The organism is Saccharothrix algeriensis, from assembly GCF_016907655.1.
In the GTDB taxonomy this organism is placed as follows: Bacteria; Actinomycetota; Actinomycetes; order Mycobacteriales; family Pseudonocardiaceae; genus Actinosynnema; species Actinosynnema algeriense.
Genome location: NZ_JAFBCL010000001.1, coordinates 2,264,722 through 2,281,311, shown reverse-complemented (window position 1 = coordinate 2,281,311; position 16,590 = coordinate 2,264,722). Strand labels below are relative to the sequence as shown.

General features: G+C 73.4%; 14 protein-coding genes. 10 read left to right on the top strand and 4 right to left on the bottom strand.

Going from position 1 to position 16,590, the window contains the following annotated elements; translation table 11 throughout:
• Together JOE68_RS10170 and JOE68_RS10165 are read right to left on the bottom strand one after the other, a co-directional pair.
• The gene (locus tag JOE68_RS10170) at positions 1-966 is read right to left on the bottom strand and encodes an ABC transporter substrate-binding protein (protein ID WP_204842062.1); all 966 of its coding nucleotides are present in this window, start codon (positions 964-966) and stop codon (positions 1-3) included.
• Between the two features lie 17 nt (positions 967-983).
• Positions 984-1,805 (bottom strand): ABC transporter ATP-binding protein, encoded by an 822-nt coding sequence (locus JOE68_RS10165; protein ID WP_204842061.1) that lies wholly within the window; start codon positions 1,803-1,805, stop codon positions 984-986.
• Positions 1,806-2,057: 252 nt separating this feature from the next.
• Between JOE68_RS10165 and JOE68_RS10160 the strand changes: the two genes are divergently transcribed.
• Both JOE68_RS10160 and JOE68_RS10155 read left to right on the top strand, forming a co-directional pair.
• On the top strand, positions 2,058-4,262 hold the full coding sequence (locus JOE68_RS10160) for a terpene synthase family protein (RefSeq protein ID WP_204842060.1): 2,205 nt from the start codon (positions 2,058-2,060) through the stop codon (positions 4,260-4,262).
• 111 nt (positions 4,263-4,373) lie between these two features.
• On the top strand, positions 4,374-6,152 hold the full coding sequence (locus tag JOE68_RS10155; protein WP_346039139.1) for a family 20 glycosylhydrolase: 1,779 nt from the start codon (positions 4,374-4,376) through the stop codon (positions 6,150-6,152).
• A gap of 600 nt (positions 6,153-6,752) precedes the next feature.
• Here the strand turns inward: JOE68_RS10155 and JOE68_RS10150 are convergent.
• Positions 6,753-7,547, bottom strand: a complete 795-nt coding sequence (locus tag JOE68_RS10150; protein ID WP_204842058.1) for a hypothetical protein — start codon at positions 7,545-7,547, stop codon at positions 6,753-6,755.
• 219 nt (positions 7,548-7,766) lie between these two features.
• Between JOE68_RS10150 and JOE68_RS10145 the strand changes: the two genes are divergently transcribed.
• From JOE68_RS10145 to JOE68_RS10125, 5 genes are read left to right on the top strand one after another with little or no spacing between them, the layout of a single operon-like run.
• Positions 7,767-8,891, top strand: coding sequence for an acyl-CoA dehydrogenase family protein (locus JOE68_RS10145; protein ID WP_204842057.1), 1,125 nt, complete (start codon positions 7,767-7,769; stop codon positions 8,889-8,891).
• Positions 8,891-9,901, top strand: a complete 1,011-nt coding sequence (locus JOE68_RS10140; protein ID WP_204842056.1) for a s-methyl-5-thioribose-1-phosphate isomerase — start codon at positions 8,891-8,893, stop codon at positions 9,899-9,901. The genes JOE68_RS10145 and JOE68_RS10140 overlap by 1 nt, the downstream gene beginning before the upstream one ends.
• Complete coding sequence (gene mtnC, locus JOE68_RS10135; RefSeq protein ID WP_204842055.1) at positions 9,894-10,559, top strand: acireductone synthase; 666 nt, start codon at positions 9,894-9,896, stop codon at positions 10,557-10,559. Before JOE68_RS10140 ends, mtnC begins: the two co-directional genes overlap by 8 nt.
• Positions 10,556-11,149, top strand: coding sequence for a methylthioribulose 1-phosphate dehydratase (gene mtnB / locus JOE68_RS10130; RefSeq protein WP_204842054.1), 594 nt, complete (start codon positions 10,556-10,558; stop codon positions 11,147-11,149). The genes mtnC and mtnB overlap by 4 nt, the downstream gene beginning before the upstream one ends.
• On the top strand, positions 11,146-11,709 hold the full coding sequence (locus JOE68_RS10125; protein ID WP_204842053.1) for a 1,2-dihydroxy-3-keto-5-methylthiopentene dioxygenase: 564 nt from the start codon (positions 11,146-11,148) through the stop codon (positions 11,707-11,709). Before mtnB ends, JOE68_RS10125 begins: the two co-directional genes overlap by 4 nt.
• Positions 11,710-11,776: 67 nt before the next feature.
• Here the strand turns inward: JOE68_RS10125 and JOE68_RS10120 are convergent, their stop codons facing one another.
• Positions 11,777-12,532, bottom strand: a complete 756-nt coding sequence (locus JOE68_RS10120; RefSeq protein WP_204842052.1) for a phosphotransferase — start codon at positions 12,530-12,532, stop codon at positions 11,777-11,779.
• 240 nt (positions 12,533-12,772) lie between these two features.
• On the opposite strand from JOE68_RS10120, the gene ctaD reads away from it, so the two are divergent.
• The 3 genes from ctaD (at position 12,773) to JOE68_RS10105 (ending at position 16,575) form a co-directional block, all read left to right on the top strand.
• Positions 12,773-14,560: an aa3-type cytochrome oxidase subunit I gene (gene ctaD / locus JOE68_RS10115; protein WP_204842051.1), complete on the top strand. Its 1,788-nt coding sequence runs from the start codon at positions 12,773-12,775 to the stop codon at positions 14,558-14,560.
• A gap of 84 nt (positions 14,561-14,644) precedes the next feature.
• On the top strand, positions 14,645-15,871 hold the full coding sequence (serB, locus tag JOE68_RS10110; RefSeq protein ID WP_204842050.1) for a phosphoserine phosphatase SerB: 1,227 nt from the start codon (positions 14,645-14,647) through the stop codon (positions 15,869-15,871).
• Positions 15,868-16,575 (top strand): peptidyl-tRNA hydrolase, encoded by a 708-nt coding sequence (locus JOE68_RS10105; RefSeq protein ID WP_307819613.1) that lies wholly within the window; start codon positions 15,868-15,870, stop codon positions 16,573-16,575. The genes serB and JOE68_RS10105 overlap by 4 nt, the downstream gene beginning before the upstream one ends.
• Positions 16,576-16,590 lie beyond the last annotated feature (15 nt).

Genomic DNA, 16,590 nt, shown 5'->3' with positions numbered 1-16,590 from the left:
TCAGGAGGTGACGGCCTCGACGAGCTGGGCGGCGACGTGGCCGACCGCCCGGGGCCCGCCGAACGTCCAGGTGCCGCGCTCCAGCTTGTGGACCCGGTTCGACGTCACGAACGGCAGCCGCTGCCACACCGGGTTCTGCGCCAGGCCGGTGGTGAACACGTCCTCCTCGGACGCGCTGTAGAACAGCACGGTCCTCGGGTCGGTCAGCGCGGTCAGGCCCTCGACGTCGGTCTGCCCCAGGCCCCACTGCGGGTCGACCTGCCCGGTCCAGGCGTTCACCAGGCCCACCTGCTCGGCCACGTCGGAGACCAGCGAGCCCTTGCCGAACGGCCGGATGTTGACGGTGCTGCCCTCCAGCCACCCGTCGGCCATCAGGAACGGGGTGCCGGCCGCGCCCCCGGCCCGCACCGCCTCGCGCCCCTCGGCCAGCTCGGCGTCCATGGCGGACAGCAGCCGGTCACCCTCGGCGGACCTGCCGACGGCCTTGGCGATCATCCGCACGTCGTCCCGCAGCCGGTCGAGGTTGCGACCGGCGTCGCTGGACTCGGTCACCACGACCGGCACGTACTTCTCCAACTGCGGAACCAGGGTGGAGTCGCGCCCGGAGGCCACGACGACCACGTCGGGGTCCAGCGCGACGATGGCGTCCACGCTGGGCTCGTTGCGCTTGCCGACGTCCTTGACGGTGTCGTCCAGCGGCGTGACGGAGTTCCACGTCCGGAACCCCGCGGAGTCGGCGACGCCGACCGGCATGACGCCGAGCGACGCGACGACCTCCGCCTCGGCCCACTCCAGCGCGACGACGCGGGTGGCGGGCGCCGCCAGCTCGACGGCCTTGCCGCGCGAGTCGGTGACCGTCACCGGGCCGCCCGGCGCGGCGGCGCCGCTCGGTGCGGAGCTGTCCTCCGTGGTGCCGCAGGCGGTCAGCACGATCGCGGCGACCGCGATCAGGGCGGGGATGCGCATGGTTCTCCGATGTTGTCTCAGACGGGGCGGGGTGTGCGCCTGCCCAGCGGCCGGCAGTGGACCGCGCCGGTGACGGGGTCGTTGGCGACGTGCACCGTGACGCCGTACGCCTCGGTGAGGTGGCCGGTGGTGAGCACCTCGCCGACGCCGCCGTCGGCGATCACGCGGCCCTCGCCCAGCAGCACCACCCGGTCGGCGACGATCGCGGCGTGGTCGAGGTCGTGCAGCACCACGCCGATCGCCACGCCGTGGTCGTCGGCGAGGTCGCGGACGACGTCGAGGACCTCGACCTGGTAGCGCAGGTCGAGGTGGTTGGTGGGCTCGTCGAGCAGGAGCACGGAGGTCTCCTGCGCCAGGCAGGACGCCAGCCACACGCGCTGGAGCTCCCCGCCGGACAGCTCGTCGACGCCGCGCTCGGCCATCGGCGCCACGCCGGTCAGGGCCATGGCGCGGTCGACGGCGGCGGCGCCGCCGGTGTCGACGCCCCGCCACCCGGACCGGTGGGGGTACCGGCCGTAGGCGACGACGTCGCGCACCGACACCCCGGAGGGCGTGGGCCGGTGCTGGGTGAGCAGCGTGACGTTGCGGGCGAACTCCTTGCCGGACAGGGCGGAGCCGGCCCAGACCTGCCGGTCGCCGAGGCGGACGTCGCCGCCGCGCGGCTTGTGCAGCCGGGCCAGGGAGCGCAGGACGGTCGACTTGCCGGACCCGTTCGGGCCGACCAGCGCGGTCACCGTGCCCTGGCGCAGTTCGAGCGACACGCCGTGCACCACGGTCCGGTCGTGGTGCGCGAGCACCAGGCCGCGACCGGCGAGCACGGCGCCATCGTCCTTGAACATGAAGGTGAGCCTAACCTAATGATTCACCCGTACGGTGGTGATCTACTGCACTCAACGGCGTAGTCGATCACTCACCGCGCGTGCTCCGCGATCGGTGGCCCCCGCGTCGCGCGGACACCGCGAGCAGGGCCGGCTGGAACGGTGGGGGGACGACCTCGCCCGAACGTGTGGAATAGGCGTCGCGGGTCTTGGCCGGAGCGCCGTGCGGCTGGTTGCGTGCACGCGGTGACCACCGACAGGAGGTGCCGGCCGATGCAGCCGTTCCGGTTGCCCGAGTTCTACACGCCCTACCCGGCGCGGTTGAACCCCCACCTGGAGCGGGCGCGGGCGCACAGCCGGGAGTGGGCCCGCCGGATGGGCTTCGTCGACGCCCCGCAGCACGGCGCGGTGATCTGGAGCGACGAGGACCTCGCCTCGCACGACTACGCGCTGCTGTGCGCGTACACCCACCCGGATGCCACGGCCGACGACCTCGACCTCGTCACCGACTGGTACGTCTGGGTCTTCTACTTCGACGACCACTTCGTCGAGCGGTTCAAGCGCAACCCCGGCGACCTCGAGGGCGCCAAGGCCCACCTGGACCGCCTCCCGCTGTTCATGCCGGTCGACGGCGCGATCACCGAGGAGCCCGCCAACCCGGTCGAGACGGGCCTCAGGGACCTCTGGGAGCGCACCGTCCCCGCGCACTCGGCGGACTGGCGCCGGCGCTTCGCCGAGAACACCGAGCACCTGCTGCACGAATCGATGTGGGAGCTGCGCAACATCGACGACGGCCGGCTGGCCAACCCGATCGAGTACGTCGAGATGCGCCGCAAGGTGGGCGGCGCGCCGTGGAGCGCGAACCTGGTCGAGCACGTCACGGGCCTGGAGGTGCCCGCGAGCGTCGCGTCGACCCGTCCGCTGGCCGTGCTGCGCGACACCTTCGCCGACGCCGTGCACCTGCGCAACGACCTGTTCTCCTACGAGCGCGAGGTGCTCGACGAGGGCGAGCTGAGCAACGGCGTCCTGGTGCTGGAGAAGTTCCTCGACCTGCCCGCGCAGGAGGCCGCCGAGGCGGTCAACGACCTGCTCACCTCCCGGCTGCACCAGTTCGAGCACACCGCCGCCACGGAGGTCCCGGCGCTGCTGGACGAGCGCGGCGTCGACCCGGCGGGGCGGCTGGCGGTCCTGGCGCACGTGAAGGGGCTGCAGGACTGGCAGTCCGGCGGCCACGAGTGGCACCTGCGGTCCGGCCGCTACATGAACGAGGGCGCGCTCGACGCGGACCCGGGCGCGGGGCCGACGGGCCTGGGCACGCGGTCGCTGAGGTCGCTGCTGGGCACCGCCCCGCAACGGCTGCGCCGCTTCGCGCACGTCCCGTTCGCCGAGGTGCCGCCGCTGCCCGAGCCCGCCCTGGAGATGCCCTACCCGCTGTCGGTGAGCCCGCACGCGGCGGACGCGCGGGCGGAGGGCGTCCGGTGGGCCGGGGAGATGGGGATGCTGGACGGGGGCGTCTGGACCGAGCGGAAGGTGCGCGACCACGACCTGGCGCTGCGCTCGGCCGGCGCGGACCCGCGGGCCACGCCGGAGGAGCTGGCGGTCTCCACCCTGTGGTCGACCTGGTGCGCCTACGGCGACGACCACTACCCGGTCGCGTACGGCCGCCCCGGCGACCTGCCGGCGGCGAAGCTGGCCGCCGCGCGGCTCGGGCAGCTGCTGCCGGTGGCGGGCGCCGCGCCGATCAGCCCGGTCGGCCCGCTGGAGCGGGGCCTGGCCGACTTGTGGGAGCGCACCGCGGCCGGTCTGCCGCGGGCGGACCGGGAGCGGTTGCGCGCGGCGGTGGGGGCGCTGCTGGACGGCTGGCTGTGGGAGCTGAAGAACCGGCACGAGCACCGCGTGCCCGACCCGGTGGACTACCTGGAGGAGCGCCGCCGGGCCTCCGGCGCCGAACTCGCCCTGACCCTGCTCGGGCTCGGGCGCGGCGACGCGCTGCCGCCGGAGGTCCGCCGGGCGCGCGCGATCCGCGACGTCGAGAACTCGGTGGTCGACCACGTCACCCTGGCCAACGACCTGTACTCCTACCGCAAGGAGGTCCGGTACGAGGGCGAGCTGCACAACATGGTGCTGGTGGCGCAGGACTTCCTGGACGTGGGCGTCGAGCGGGCCCACGCGCTGGTGGTGGACCTGGCCAACCAGCGGCTGCGGCAGTTCGGCCACGCCGTGCGGCGGGAGCTGCCCGCGCTGTTCGGGGAACCGGACCTGGACCGCGCCGCGCGGGCCGCCGTGACCCGGCACGTGGTCCGGTTGCAGGACTGGGCGGCCGGGACCCTGAACTGGCTGCGCAGGACGCGCCGCTACGACCGGGAGGCGCTGGAGCGCCGCTTCCCCGACCGCGGTGCGGCGCCGGCGCCGCGGGCGCCGCGCGGCCCGACCGGCCTGGGCACCGCGTCCACCCGGATCCCGGCCCGCCGCGGCTGAGCCCGCGCCGGGGGCGGCGCGGCCGATTGGTCTAGACCCATTGACATGACCTTGCGCGGGTCAGCACGCTGGACGCCAGCCGGCCGCCGCCTGCCCCCGAGGAGGTCAACGGTGAAACTCCAAGCAAGGGTGGCGCGCGCGCTCGCCGTCCTGGTGCTGCTGCTCGGCGCGTCCGTCGTCTGGTCCGCCGGGTCCGCCCCGATGACGGCCACGGCGGCCGAACCGCTGCGCAGCGTCGTGCCGGCCCCGGTCTCCGTGCAGGCCGTGCCCGGTGCGGAGCACACCCTGGGCGCCACCACCAGGATCCACACCGCGCCGGCGGCCCGCGGGGTCGCCGACTACCTCGCCGGTGTCCTGCGGCCCTCCACCGGCTACCCGTTCCCGGTCGAGGAGACCACCGGCACGCCGGCCGACGGGATCGCCCTGCTGCTCGACGGCGCGCCGACCGCGGTCGGCGACCAGGGCTACCAGCTCGGCGTCACCACCGCCGCGATCACCCTGCGCGCCAACACCCCGGCCGGGCTGTTCGCCGGCGTCCAGACGCTGCGGCAGCTGCTGCCGGCCAAGGTGGAGAGCGCCACCCCGCAGACCGGGCCGTGGACCGTGCCGGGCGCGACCGTCACCGACCACCCCCGGTTCCAGCACCGGGGCGCGATGCTCGACGTGGCGCGGCACTTCCACCCGGTCGCCGCGGTCAAGCGGTACATCGACCAGCTGGCGCTGTACAAGGTGAACTACTTCCACCTGCACCTGACCGACGACCAGGGCTGGCGCATCGCCATCGACAGCTGGCCCCGGCTGGCCACCCACGGCGGCAGCACGCAGGTCGGCGGCGGGCCCGGCGGGTACTACACCAAGGCGCAGTACCGGGAGATCGTCGCGCACGCCGCGTCCCGGCACATCACGGTGATCCCGGAAGTCGACATGCCCGGCCACACCAACGCCGCGCTCGCCTCCTACGCCGAGCTGAACTGCAACGGCGTCGCGCCCGGCCTGCGCACCGACATCGCCGTCGGGTACAGCTCGCTGTGCGTCACCAAGGACATCACCTACAAGTTCGTCGAGGACGTGATCCGCGAGATCGCCGAGCTGACCCCCGGTCCGTACTTCCACATCGGCGGCGACGAGGCCAGCGCCACCTCCGACCGGGACTACCAGGCGTTCATGGACAAGGTCCTGCCCCTGGTCGCCAAGTACGGCAAGAAGCCGATGGGCTGGCACGAGTTCGTCAAGACCACCAAGGACACCGCCGCCGTCCCGCAGTACTGGGGCACCACCACGTCCAACGCCGTCGTCCAGGCCGCCGCCGCCCGCGGCGCCAAGGTGCTGATGTCCCCGGCCAACAAGGCTTACCTGGACATGAAGTACAACGCGAGCACGCCGCTGGGCCTGTCCTGGGCCGGTTTCATCGAGGTGCAGGACGCCTACAACTGGAACCCCGGCACGCACCTGAGCGGGGTGCCCGAGTCGGCGGTGCGCGGCGTCGAGGCTCCACTGTGGACGGAGACGATCGTGACCCCGGCGCACATCGACTTCATGGCGTTCCCGCGCCTGGCGGTGATCGCGGAACTCGGCTGGTCCCCCTGGTCCACGCACAACTGGGACGCGTTCAAGGTCCGCCTCGGCGCCCAGGGCCCGCGCTGGACCGCCCAGGGCATCGACTTCTACCGCTCGCCACAGGTGCCGTGGGACAACGGGGGCACCACGACCAGCTCCACGACGACCACGACGACGTCGGACGTGCCGTCCGGCAGCTGGGCGCCCGGGGTGGCCTACCCGGCCCAGGCGACGGTGACGTACAACGGGGTCACCTACAAGTGCCGCCAACCGCACACGTCGATGGCGGGTTGGGAACCGCCCAACGTTCCCGCGCTCTGGCAGCCGGTCTAGCGCTTTCAAAGCCGACCGCGCCCTTGACCGCAGTGCACGGACGAGCAGCGCACCCGATGCGCACACCGGTCGCTTCGTGTTCTCCTCCCCGTACGGCCTGGGCGCAGCCCGATCGCATTTGCCGGGGGGTGTCAAGCACGCTCTTCGCTTGACACCCCCCGGCAAATGCGATTGCCTTCGGCAGGCCGTGCGGGGAGGGGAACACGACCGCTCTTTCTTTTCCTCCTCCTTGGGGGCCTCTCGGCCGCTCTTCTTACTGGGGTTGCGCACCGATCTGGGTGAGATTTGGTGCGGTGCGGATCTCATTGGTGCGGTAGCGCTTGAAGCTGAAAAGATTAAAAGAGTCCTCGCCGGACGGGCAGGCCGCCAAGGAGGAGGAAGAGCAAGAGCGGTCGTGTTCTCCCCGCATGACCTGTCAAAGACGACCATGCTTTTCCTGGGGGTGCAAGCGAAAAGCGTGCTTGCACCCCCAGGAAAAGCATGGTAGCCCTCCGGGCAGGCCATACGGGGAGAACACGAAGAAACCGGTCTGCACGGGGCGTGCCGAAAACCCGAAACCCCAAAGCCTGAAGCCGGGGTTTGCTCCTGTGGCTGCCTGGGTCAGGCGATGCGGGCAGCGGCCATCGGTCGTCGGGACAGCGCGTAGGTCCCGCTGGAGGAGGTGTTGACGCTCCACCGGTACCGGCTGAACTCGCCGGTCTCGTCCGAGGCGTAGAACATCATGTGCCCGAACCCGGCGCCGGCGGTGGCGGCGCCGGCGTTGAAGATCCGGGTGTCCGGGTAGGAGGAGTAGCCGCCGACGCCGTGCAGCCCGTGCGGCTCGGCCGTGCAGTCCACCACTTCGACGGCGTACTGCGTCTCGCCCGGGAAGTTCAGGCTCGCGACCGGGGCGACGTAGACCCCGCGCAGCGAGCGCACCATGACGATGTGGCCGGTGTTGGTGTCCTGGTCGTTGCGGTAGTCGATGGCGACCAGGTCGCCCGGCCGGAGGTCCGCCACGCGCCGCACGCGGCGGAAGTGCGGGACGGCGTCGCGGGCGAAGGCCGCCCGGTAGTCGCGGGCGAAGGGGCTGGCCAGGCCGAAGTGGGTGGTGAAGAACCGCCGGGTGGCCCAGCGGTAGGTCCGCCTGAGCACGGCCGTCTGGAACGACGCGCACTGGCTCTGGTTGAACCAGGTCGTCGGGTCGCCGGGGGCGCCCCAGGTGACGACGTTCGGCTGGCGGGGGTCCTTGTAGGTGTTGTTCGCCAACGGGCACGTGGGCAGGGACAGGTAGCCGACGAGCTGCTCGGCTTCGAGCAGGTGGGCCGTGGACGCCCGGTGGGGGCCGTCGGACCCGGTCGCTCCGGGCAGCGCGACGGCGGCGCCCCCGGAGGGCGGTCTGCCTGACGGGTCCATCGTGCGGCTCTCCCTCCGACGCATCGGCCCGCACACCGTAGTCCAACCGACCGTGCCGCACCGGGTGTCGCCGCAGGCCGCGCCGCCGCGGTCCGCGTCACCGCAGGGCGCGCCGCGCGGGGGCGCGAGGCCGGTCCCGTGTGGCGGAACGCTCAACCTCGGCCCGCTCGGGGCCACTACGCTCGTCCGGCCGGGTTCGAGCGAGCGTGGAGGCTGTGGATGACGAGCACCGATGGTCGGCGGAAGTGGCTGACTGTCGCCGAGGAGGTGGCCTCGGGACTGCGGGTGGACGCGGCCGAGCGGGACCGGGCCGGTGGTGAGCCGGTGGCCGAGGTGGCCGCGCTGCGGCGCTCCGGGCTGCTGGCCGTCACCGACTGGGACACCCGGCAGGCCGTCACCAGGGTGGTCGCCGCGGCGGACGCCAACGTCGGGCACCTGCTCGGCTACCACTACCTCCAGGTGTGGCGCCGGGGGCTGTTCGACGGCCCGGTCCCCGCCGAGGGCGAGGACCTGTTCTGGGCCGGGGTGAGCAACCCGCTGGACGCCGCGCTGCGGCTGACGCCGGTCGACGGCGGGTTCCTCGTCAACGGGCGCAAGACATTCGCCACCGGCGCGTCCGTGGCCGACCGGCTCGTCGTCAGCGCGACCCGGGCCGACGACGGCCGCAAGCTCACCTTCACGCTCGACGCCCGCGCCGACGGCATCACCTACGCGGGCGACTGGGACAACATCGGTCAGCGGCTCACCGCCAGCGGCGGGGTCGTGTTCGAGGACGTCCACGTGCCGGCCGAGCGCGTGCTGGGCGCGCACGACGAGAGCAGCCCGCGCCAGTCGCTGGCCGCCCTCGGTTTCCAACTGGTGCTGGCGCAGGTCTACGTGGCGCTGGCCGAGGGCGCGCTCGCCGAGGCCGCCCGCTACACCCGCGGCACAACCCGCCCGTGGTTCCTCTCCGGCGTCGAGTCGGCCACCGCCGACCCCTACATCCTGGCCTCCTACGGCGAGCTGGTCGCCGACGTCGAGGCCGCCGGCCTGCTCGCCGACCGCGCGGCCACCGCGCTGGGCGCGGCGAGCGACCGGGGCCCCGACCTGACCGTCGAGCAGCGCGCCGCGACGGCCGCGGTGATCTCCTCGGCCAAGGTCGTGTCCACGCGGGTCGCCAACCACACCACCGCCAAGGTGTTCGAGCTGTGCGGGGCGCGGGCGACGGCCGCCGGGTACGCCTTCGACCGGTTCTGGCGCAACGCCCGCACGCTCACCCTGCACGACCCGGTGGCCTACAAGGCCCGGGAGGTCGGCGCGTACTACCTCACCGGCGAGCGCGCCCCGTTCACGGGGTACAGCTGATGGAACCGGTCCTCGCGCACAGCGTCCGGCTCGCCGACGACGGCGTGCACGTCCTGGACCGGCGCAACTTCCCGTTCGAGCGGGTCTGGGTGCGCTGCGCGACCGTCGCCGAGGTGGCCAGGGCGATCGAGGACATGGTCACCCAGTCCTCCGGCCCGTACTTCGCGGCGCTGTGGGGGATGGTGCTGGCCGCCCGCGAGGCCCGCGGCCTGCCCAGGGCCGAGGGCCGGGCCCACCTGGAGCGGGCCGGGCGGCTGCTGGTCGAGACCCGGCGCACCAACAACCACCTGCGCAAGGCGGTCGCGGCCGTGCTGGCGGGGGTCGACGCGGCCGACGACCTGGAGGCGGGCGCGCTGGCGGGCGCGCGGGCCGGGGACGAGCGCTACCGCGGTCGCAGCCGGGCGCTGGGCGAGCACACCGCGGCGCTGCTGCCCGACGAGGGCGCGGTGCTGACGCACTGCTGGGCCGACCTGTACCTGACCGAGACGGTGCGGGCGGCGCTGGCGCTGGGCAAGCGGTTGCGCTTCTTCTGCACGGAGACCCGCCCCTACCTCCAGGGCGCGCGGCTGACCGCCGAGACGCTGGCGGAGATGGGCGTGGACACCACGGTCATCACCGACGGCATGGGCGCCGCGGCGTTCAGCTCCGGCGAGGTCGACGTGCTGCTGACCGCCGCCGACCGGGTGACCATGGACGGGCACGTGGTCAACAAGGTCGGCACGCTGGGGCTCGCCGTGGCCGCCACCGCGTTCGACGTGCCGTTCCTGGCCATGGTGCAGGCGCCCGACCGGCTCGCGCCGACCGCCGCCGACGTGCCGATCGAGTTCCGGCCCGGCGACGACGTCCTGCACACCCTGGGGCGGCGCACCGCCAGCGAGCGGGTCGCGGGCTGGTACCCGGCGTTCGACGTGACACCGCCCCGGTTCGTGTCGTCGGTGGTCACCGACCGGGGCGCGTACGCTCCCGACCGCCTGTCCGAGTACTACAACGGCGAGGAAGTCCATGACTGAGTGGGTCGTGCTCGACATCGAGGGCACGCTGTCCGCGACCGACCAGGTGCTGGTCGTGCTCTACGACTACGCCCGGCCGCGGCTGGGCCCGTGGATCGACGCCCACGGCGACGACCCCGTCGTCGCCGAGGCGGTCCGGCAGATCCGCGAGCTGTCCGGTGTGGACGGTGGCACGGACGAGCTGGTGCGCGTGCTGCACGGCTGGATGGACGCCGACCGGAAGGCCACGCCGCTCAAGACGTTGCAGGGCCTGATCTGGCAGCGCGGCTACGCCGAGGGCGACCTGGTGGCGGAGTTCTTCCCGGACGTGGTGCCGGCGCTGCGCAGGTGGCACGACGACGGCGTGCGGCTGGCCGTGTTCTCCTCCGGTTCGGTGGCCGGGCAGGTCGCGTTCTTCGGCCACACCACCGAGGGCGACCTGCGCGGGCTGTTCGAGCACCACTTCGACACCGTCAACGCCGGCCCGAAGCGCGAGGCCGCCTCCTACCGCGCCATCGCCGCCGTGCTCGGCTCCGACGACGTGACCTTCTACTCCGACGTCCCCGCCGAGCTGGACGCCGCCGCCGAGGCCGGCTGGCGGACGGTGGGCGTGGCGCGGCCCGGTGAGCCCTTCGGGGACGCCGACTTCGGCCCGCACCGGACGGTGGCCGCGCTGTGACGCCGGGCGAGGAGCTGGCCGCGGAGTGCGCCCGGTACGCCGCGCTGGGGTGGATGCGCGGCACGTCGGGCAACCTCTCCGTGGTGGTGGACCGCGACCCGCTGCGGCTGGCGGTGACGGTCAGCGGGCTGGACAAGGGCGAGCTGACCGCCGACGACGTGGTGGTCGTCGACGCCGAGGGGCGCACCGACGACCCGGTGCGCGTGCCGTCCGCCGAAGCCGGGCTGCACGGCCGCATCGCCGCGGTCTCCGGCGCCGGGGCGGTGGTCCACGTGCACGCGCTGGCGCCGGTCGTGGCCGCCGAGCACTGGCCCGGCGGCGTCGAGCTGCGCGACCTGGAGATGCTCAAGGGCTTCGGCCGGGCGGCGCACGACGACGTCGTGGTGGTGCCGGTCGTGCCCAACGACCAGGACATGCGGCTGCTCGGCGACGCGTTCGAGGCCGGGTTCCGCGCGGACGTGCCGGCCTTGATCGTGGCCCGGCACGGGGTGTACGTGTGGGGTGCGGACCTGCGCCAGGCGCGGCACCGGCTGGAGTGCCTGGAGTGGTTGCTGCGCTTCCAGGTCGAGACGAGGAGGGACCCGCGATGACGCTGCTGACCGTGTGGCCGGACACCGAGCCCGACACCGTGGTGGTGCGCACCTCCGACCCCGTCGAGATCGCCGACGTGCTGGGGCGGCTGGGCGTGCGCTACGAGCGGTGGCCGGTGGTGCCCGGCGTGACCAGGGAGAACGCCCTGGAGGTGTACCGCGAGCAGGTCGAGCGGGTCACGCGGGACGAGGGCTACGTCCTGGTCGACGCCATGGAGATGACCCCGTCCGACGACCCGGCGTGGCTGGAGTCGGCCGACGCGGCGCGGCGCAGGTTCCTCGCCGAGCACACCCACGGCGACGACGAGGACCGGTTCTTCGCGCGCGGCGCCGGCGTCTTCTACCTGCACATCGGCGACCGGGTGCACGCCGTGCTGTGCGAGGCGGGCGACCTGCTGAGCGTGCCGAGGAACACCACGCACTGGTTCGACATGGGCACCCGGCCCGACTACGTGTCGATCCGGTTCTTCCACGACGACGACGGCTGGGTGGGCGATTTCACCGGCAGCCCGATCGCCGGGTCGTTCCCCACGTTCGACGCGCTCATGGCCGGTCGCTGAGCGTCACCGGCCCGGCCGCCGTGCCGGTCCGCCCGGGCCGCCTCGCCCCCGGCACGCGGTGGCCGCGTCACCGCGCCGCTGCGCGGTGGAGGTCGCTCGCGATCCGCCAGCACCGCCCGAACAGCTCCCGCAGCGCCAGCCAGTGCTCCAGGCCGTCGACGGGGTACGCGGCGGCCACGGCGCGCCGGTCCAGCAGCGGGCTGCGGGCGGCGCAGGCCACGTCCCACCCCACCGGCCCGCGCCACGCGTCCTCGAAGTCGTTCCACACCGGCCCCCGCGCGCCCAGCAGCACGTTGCGCGGGTGCGGGTCGCCGTGCAGGGGCTGGACCGGCAGCACCGGCCACGCGGCCACCAGCGCGTCCCGCGCGGCGACCAGCTCCGCGGGCCGGCCGGCCAGGTCGAGCACGGCGTCCACGTCGGCCAGCGGTCCGGCCACCGGCAGCTCGCCGGGGTAGTGGCGCAGCTCGGCGTGCAGCTCGGCGAGCAGGGCGGCGAACGACCGGGCGTCGGGCCGCCACCCGGCCTCGTGCTCGACGTACGAGGCGAACGAGACGACCAGCCCGCCCTCCCGGACCGGCGCGAGCACCGGTTCGGCCACCGGCACGCCCCGCGCGGCCAGGAACCGGGCCACCGCGTCGGCCCGCGCGAAGTGGTCGTGGACGTCGCCCCGGACCAGCGAGGTGACCGCGCCCGCCCGCGCCACGACCGGCGCCGGAGCCAGGTGGACCAGCAGGTTGCTGCCCTCCTGGAGCACCCGGGCCCGCCCGACCGGCAGCCCCAGCCGCCCGGCCACCGCGAGGACCCGTTCCAGCGCACCACCCACCGGCCGATGCTCCCAGCCCGCCCGGCGCCGGCTCCAGCGGGTCGCAGCCCGCCCCGAAGCTCCCGAAGCCCCCACCCGGCCACCGCCCCGGCCCCGCTCCACCACTGTGAGCTGCGCTACCTCACTTGATCCAGGACCCGGCCCAGCCGCAACACCCCGATCGGCCCCGTCTACGATCCGGGGAGCCGACGTGGCGAGCCACGGCCGGCCACGCCAGAACCAGACAGTGCAGGAGGCACCGTGACGGCCGTAGCCCCGCAGCCGATCGCTACGCGGCCCTTCGGGACTCGCCAGGCGGCCAAGGGTTCGTTCCTGCTGCGGATGTTCCGCACCACGGACCACAAGCAGATCGGCATCCTCTACCTGGTCACGAGCTTCGCCTTCTTCATGGTGGGCGGCGCGATGGCCATGCTGATGAGGACCGAGCTGGCCCGCCCGGGGATGCAGTTCCTGAGCCAGGAGCAGTTCAACCAGCTGTTCACCATGCACGGCACGGTGATGCTGCTGCTGTACGCGACGCCGATCGTGTTCGGCTTCGCCAACTTCATCCTGCCGCTGCAGATCGGCTCGCCGGACGTGGCGTTCCCGCGCCTGAACGCGTTCTCCTACTGGCTCTACCTGTTCGGCGGCCTGATCGTGATGTCGGGCTTCCTCACGCCCGGCGGCGCGGCCGACTTCGGCTGGTTCGCCTACACGCCGCTGTCCAACGCCATCCACTCGCCCGGCGTGGGCGCCGACCTGTGGATCTCCGGCCTGGCCATCGGCGGCCTGGGCACCATCCTCGGCGCGGTCAACATGATCACCACCGTGGTGTGCCTGCGGGCGCCCGGCATGACCATGTTCCGGATGCCCATCTTCACCTGGAACATCCTGGTCACCAGCGTCCTGGTGCTGCTGGCGTTCCCGATCCTGACCGCCGCGCTGCTCGGCCTGCTCGCCGACCGCCACCTGGGCGCCCACGTGTTCGACCCCGCCAACGGCGGCGTGATCCTGTGGCAGCACCTGTTCTGGTTCTTCGGCCACCCCGAGGTCTACATCGTGGCGCTGCCGTTCTTCGGCATCGTCAGCGAGATCTTCCCGGTGTTCAGCCGCAAGCCGATCTTCGGCTACAACGGCCTGGTCTACGCGACCCTGGGCATCGCCGCGCTGAGCGTCGCGGTGTGGGCCCACCACATGTACGCCACGGGCGCGGTGCTGCTGCCGTTCTTCGCGTTCATGACCTTCCTCATCGCCGTGCCGACCGGCATCAAGTTCTTCAACTGGATCGGCACCATGTGGAAGGGGCAGCTCACGTTCGAGAGCCCCATGCTGTTCAGCATCGGCTTCATCGTGACGTTCCTCTTCGGCGGCCTGTCCGGCGTGCTGCTCGCGGCGCCCGCCATCGACTTCCACGTCTCCGACACGTACTTCGTGGTCGCGCACTTCCACTACGTGCTGTACGGCACGATCGTGTTCGCCACGTTCGCCGGCATCTACTTCTGGTTCCCGAAGATCACCGGGCGGATGCTCGACGAGCCGCTGGGCAAGCTGCACTTCTGGACGACGTTCCTGGGCTTCCACGCGACGTTCCTGGTCCAGCACTGGCTGGGCAACGAGGGCATGCCGCGCCGGTACGCCGACTACCTGCCCTCGGACGGCTTCACCACGCTGAACACGATCTCCACGATCGGCGCCTACGTCCTGGGCGCGTCCACGCTGCCGTTCATCTGGAACATCTTCAAGTCCTACCGCTACGGCGAGACCGTGCACGTGGACGACCCGTGGGGCTTCGGCAACTCCCTGGAGTGGGCCACCAGCTGCCCGCCGCCGCGGCACAACTTCACCGAGCTGCCCCGGATCCGGTCCGCGCGCCCGGCCTTCGAGCTGCACTACCCGCACATGATCGAGCGGATGCGCGAGGAGGGCCACGTCACCTTCACCGGCAAGGCCATCCCGCACGAGAAGGCCAAGGCGGCCCCGTCCGAGAAGGCGGCGCAGGCTGTGCAATCGGGCACAGCGTCGGAGGGCACCGAGCACGACCACGGGTAACCTCCAGGCCAAGGTTCAACGACGAGCCCCGACGACCGCCGCAGGTCGTCGGGGCTCGTCGCGTTCTCCGCAGAGGAGCCACCAGTGAGCAACACCGGCGCGACACCCGTCCTGATCACCGTGACCGGCCCGGACAAGCCGGGCGTGTCCTCGGTGCTGTTCGCGGTGCTGACCAGGCACGGCGTGGACGTGCTCGACGTCGAGCAGGTCGTCATCCGCGGCCGGCTGGTGCTGGGGGTGCTGGTCTCCGCCGGGCACGACCCGGAGGGCTTGCAGGAGGCGGTCGAGCAGGCCATGGCGACGGTGTCCATGCACGTCGAGGTGGAGGTCGGGGCCGACTCGCGGCGCACCGCGCGGCTGGAGTCCAGCCACGTCGTCATCCTGCTCGGGCGCCCGGTGACCGCGCGGGGGTTCACCGAGGTGGCCCGCCGGCTGGCGTCGCTGGGCGTGAACATCGACGCGATCCGCGGCGTGGCCGACTACCCGGTGACCGGGCTGGAGCTGCGGGTCTCCGTCGCCGAGGACACCGCCGGCGCGGACGCCGCGCTGCGCGGCGCGCTGGCCGAGGTGTCGGCGCGGGTCGACCTGGACGTCGCGGTCGAGCGGGCCGGGCTGGCCCGGCGGGCCAAGCGGCTGGTGGTGTTCGACGTGGACTCGACGCTCATCCAGGGCGAGGTGATCGAGATGCTGGCCGCGCACGTCGGCGTCGAGCCGCGGGTCCGGGAGATCACCGAGGCCGCGATGCGCGGGGAGCTGGACTTCGCCGAGTCGCTGCGGCGGCGGGTGGCGCTGCTGGCGGGCCTGCCCGAGTCGGTGCTGGACGAGGTGGCCGGCTCGCTGGAGCTGACGCCCGGCGCGCGGACCACCGTGCGCACGCTCAAGCGGCTCGGGTTCCGCTGCGGGGTGGTGTCCGGCGGGTTCACGCGGGTCATCAGGGCCCTGGTGGACGACCTCGGGCTGGACTTCTGCGCGGCCAACGAGCTGGAGGTCGTCGACGGGCGGCTGACCGGCCGGGTGGTCGGCGACATCGTGGACCGGCCGGGCAAGGCGGTGGCGCTGCGGCGGTTCGCCGAGCAGGAGGGCGTCCCGCCGGCGCAGACCGTGGCGGTGGGCGACGGCGCCAACGACATCGACATGCTGGGCGCGGCCGGGCTGGGCATCGCGTTCAACGCCAAGCCCGCGCTGCGGGAGGTGGCGGACACGGCGCTGTCCCACCCGTACCTGGACGCCGTGCTGTTCGTGCTGGGCGTCACCCGGGCGGAGGTCGAGGCCGCCGACGCGGCCGACGGGCTGGACCTGGTGCGGCAGTGAACCCCGTCCTGGAGGCGCTCGTCGACCGGCGCCACGCGACCGACGAGGAGGACCCGGCCGGCGTGCGGGCCATGCCCCTGGTCCTGCGCATCGAGCGGGCCGACCCGCCGTGCCGGACCGACGTGCTGGAGGCGGCGGCCGCCGCGGCGGTCGCGGTGTGCCTGGACCCGCGCGCCGAACCGGGCGGCGAGTGGCACGACGACGTGGTGGCGTGGGTGCGCGGGCGCATCCGGAAGGTCTCCCGGCGGGCCCGCGGCGCGCACTGGCAGGCCGTGCAGGGGCTGCCGGGCCTGACCTTCGGGGTGGGGCGGGCGCAGGTGCGCGCGTTCGTGCCCGGCCGGGTGGCCGACCTGCCCCGGGAGCTGTCCCGGCTGCAGGTCTCGGGCAGCGAGCTGCCCGCGGACGAACCCGGCCCGGTCCCCGCGGGCGCGCGGGTGCTGTGGCTCAACCCGCGCGTCGCGATGACCGCCGGCAAGGCGGCGGCGCAGGTCGGCCACGCGTCGATGCTGCTCGCCCCGACGCTGACCGACGAGGAGCTGGGGCAGTGGGCCGCGACGGGGTACCGGTGCGCGGTGCGGACGCCGCCGGCCGCCGAGTGGGACGCCCTGGTGGCCCGGCCCGGTGTCGTCGTGGTGCGCGACGCCGGGTACACCGAGGTGGAGCCGGGCACCGCCACCGTGGCGGTGTGGCGGCCGGGGGAGTAGCCCCTCCGGCGCCCG

Excerpts from the sequence above, each read along its gene's own strand:
- JOE68_RS10160 (WP_204842060.1), top strand. The coding sequence starts at position 2,058 with ATGCAGCCGTTCCGGTTGCCCGAGTTCTACACGCCCTACCCGGCGCGG.
- JOE68_RS10165 (WP_204842061.1), bottom strand. The coding sequence starts at position 1,805 with ATGTTCAAGGACGATGGCGCCGTGCTCGCCGGTCGCGGCCTGGTGCTC.
- JOE68_RS10170 (WP_204842062.1), bottom strand. The coding sequence starts at position 966 with ATGCGCATCCCCGCCCTGATCGCGGTCGCCGCGATCGTGCTGACCGCC.
- mtnC (WP_204842055.1), top strand. The coding sequence starts at position 9,894 with ATGACTGAGTGGGTCGTGCTCGACATCGAGGGCACGCTGTCCGCGACC.
- JOE68_RS10145 (WP_204842057.1), top strand. The coding sequence starts at position 7,767 with ATGACGAGCACCGATGGTCGGCGGAAGTGGCTGACTGTCGCCGAGGAG.
- JOE68_RS10140 (WP_204842056.1), top strand. The coding sequence starts at position 8,891 with ATGGAACCGGTCCTCGCGCACAGCGTCCGGCTCGCCGACGACGGCGTG.
- JOE68_RS10150 (WP_204842058.1), bottom strand. The coding sequence starts at position 7,547 with ATGGACCCGTCAGGCAGACCGCCCTCCGGGGGCGCCGCCGTCGCGCTG.
- JOE68_RS10125 (WP_204842053.1), top strand. The coding sequence starts at position 11,146 with ATGACGCTGCTGACCGTGTGGCCGGACACCGAGCCCGACACCGTGGTG.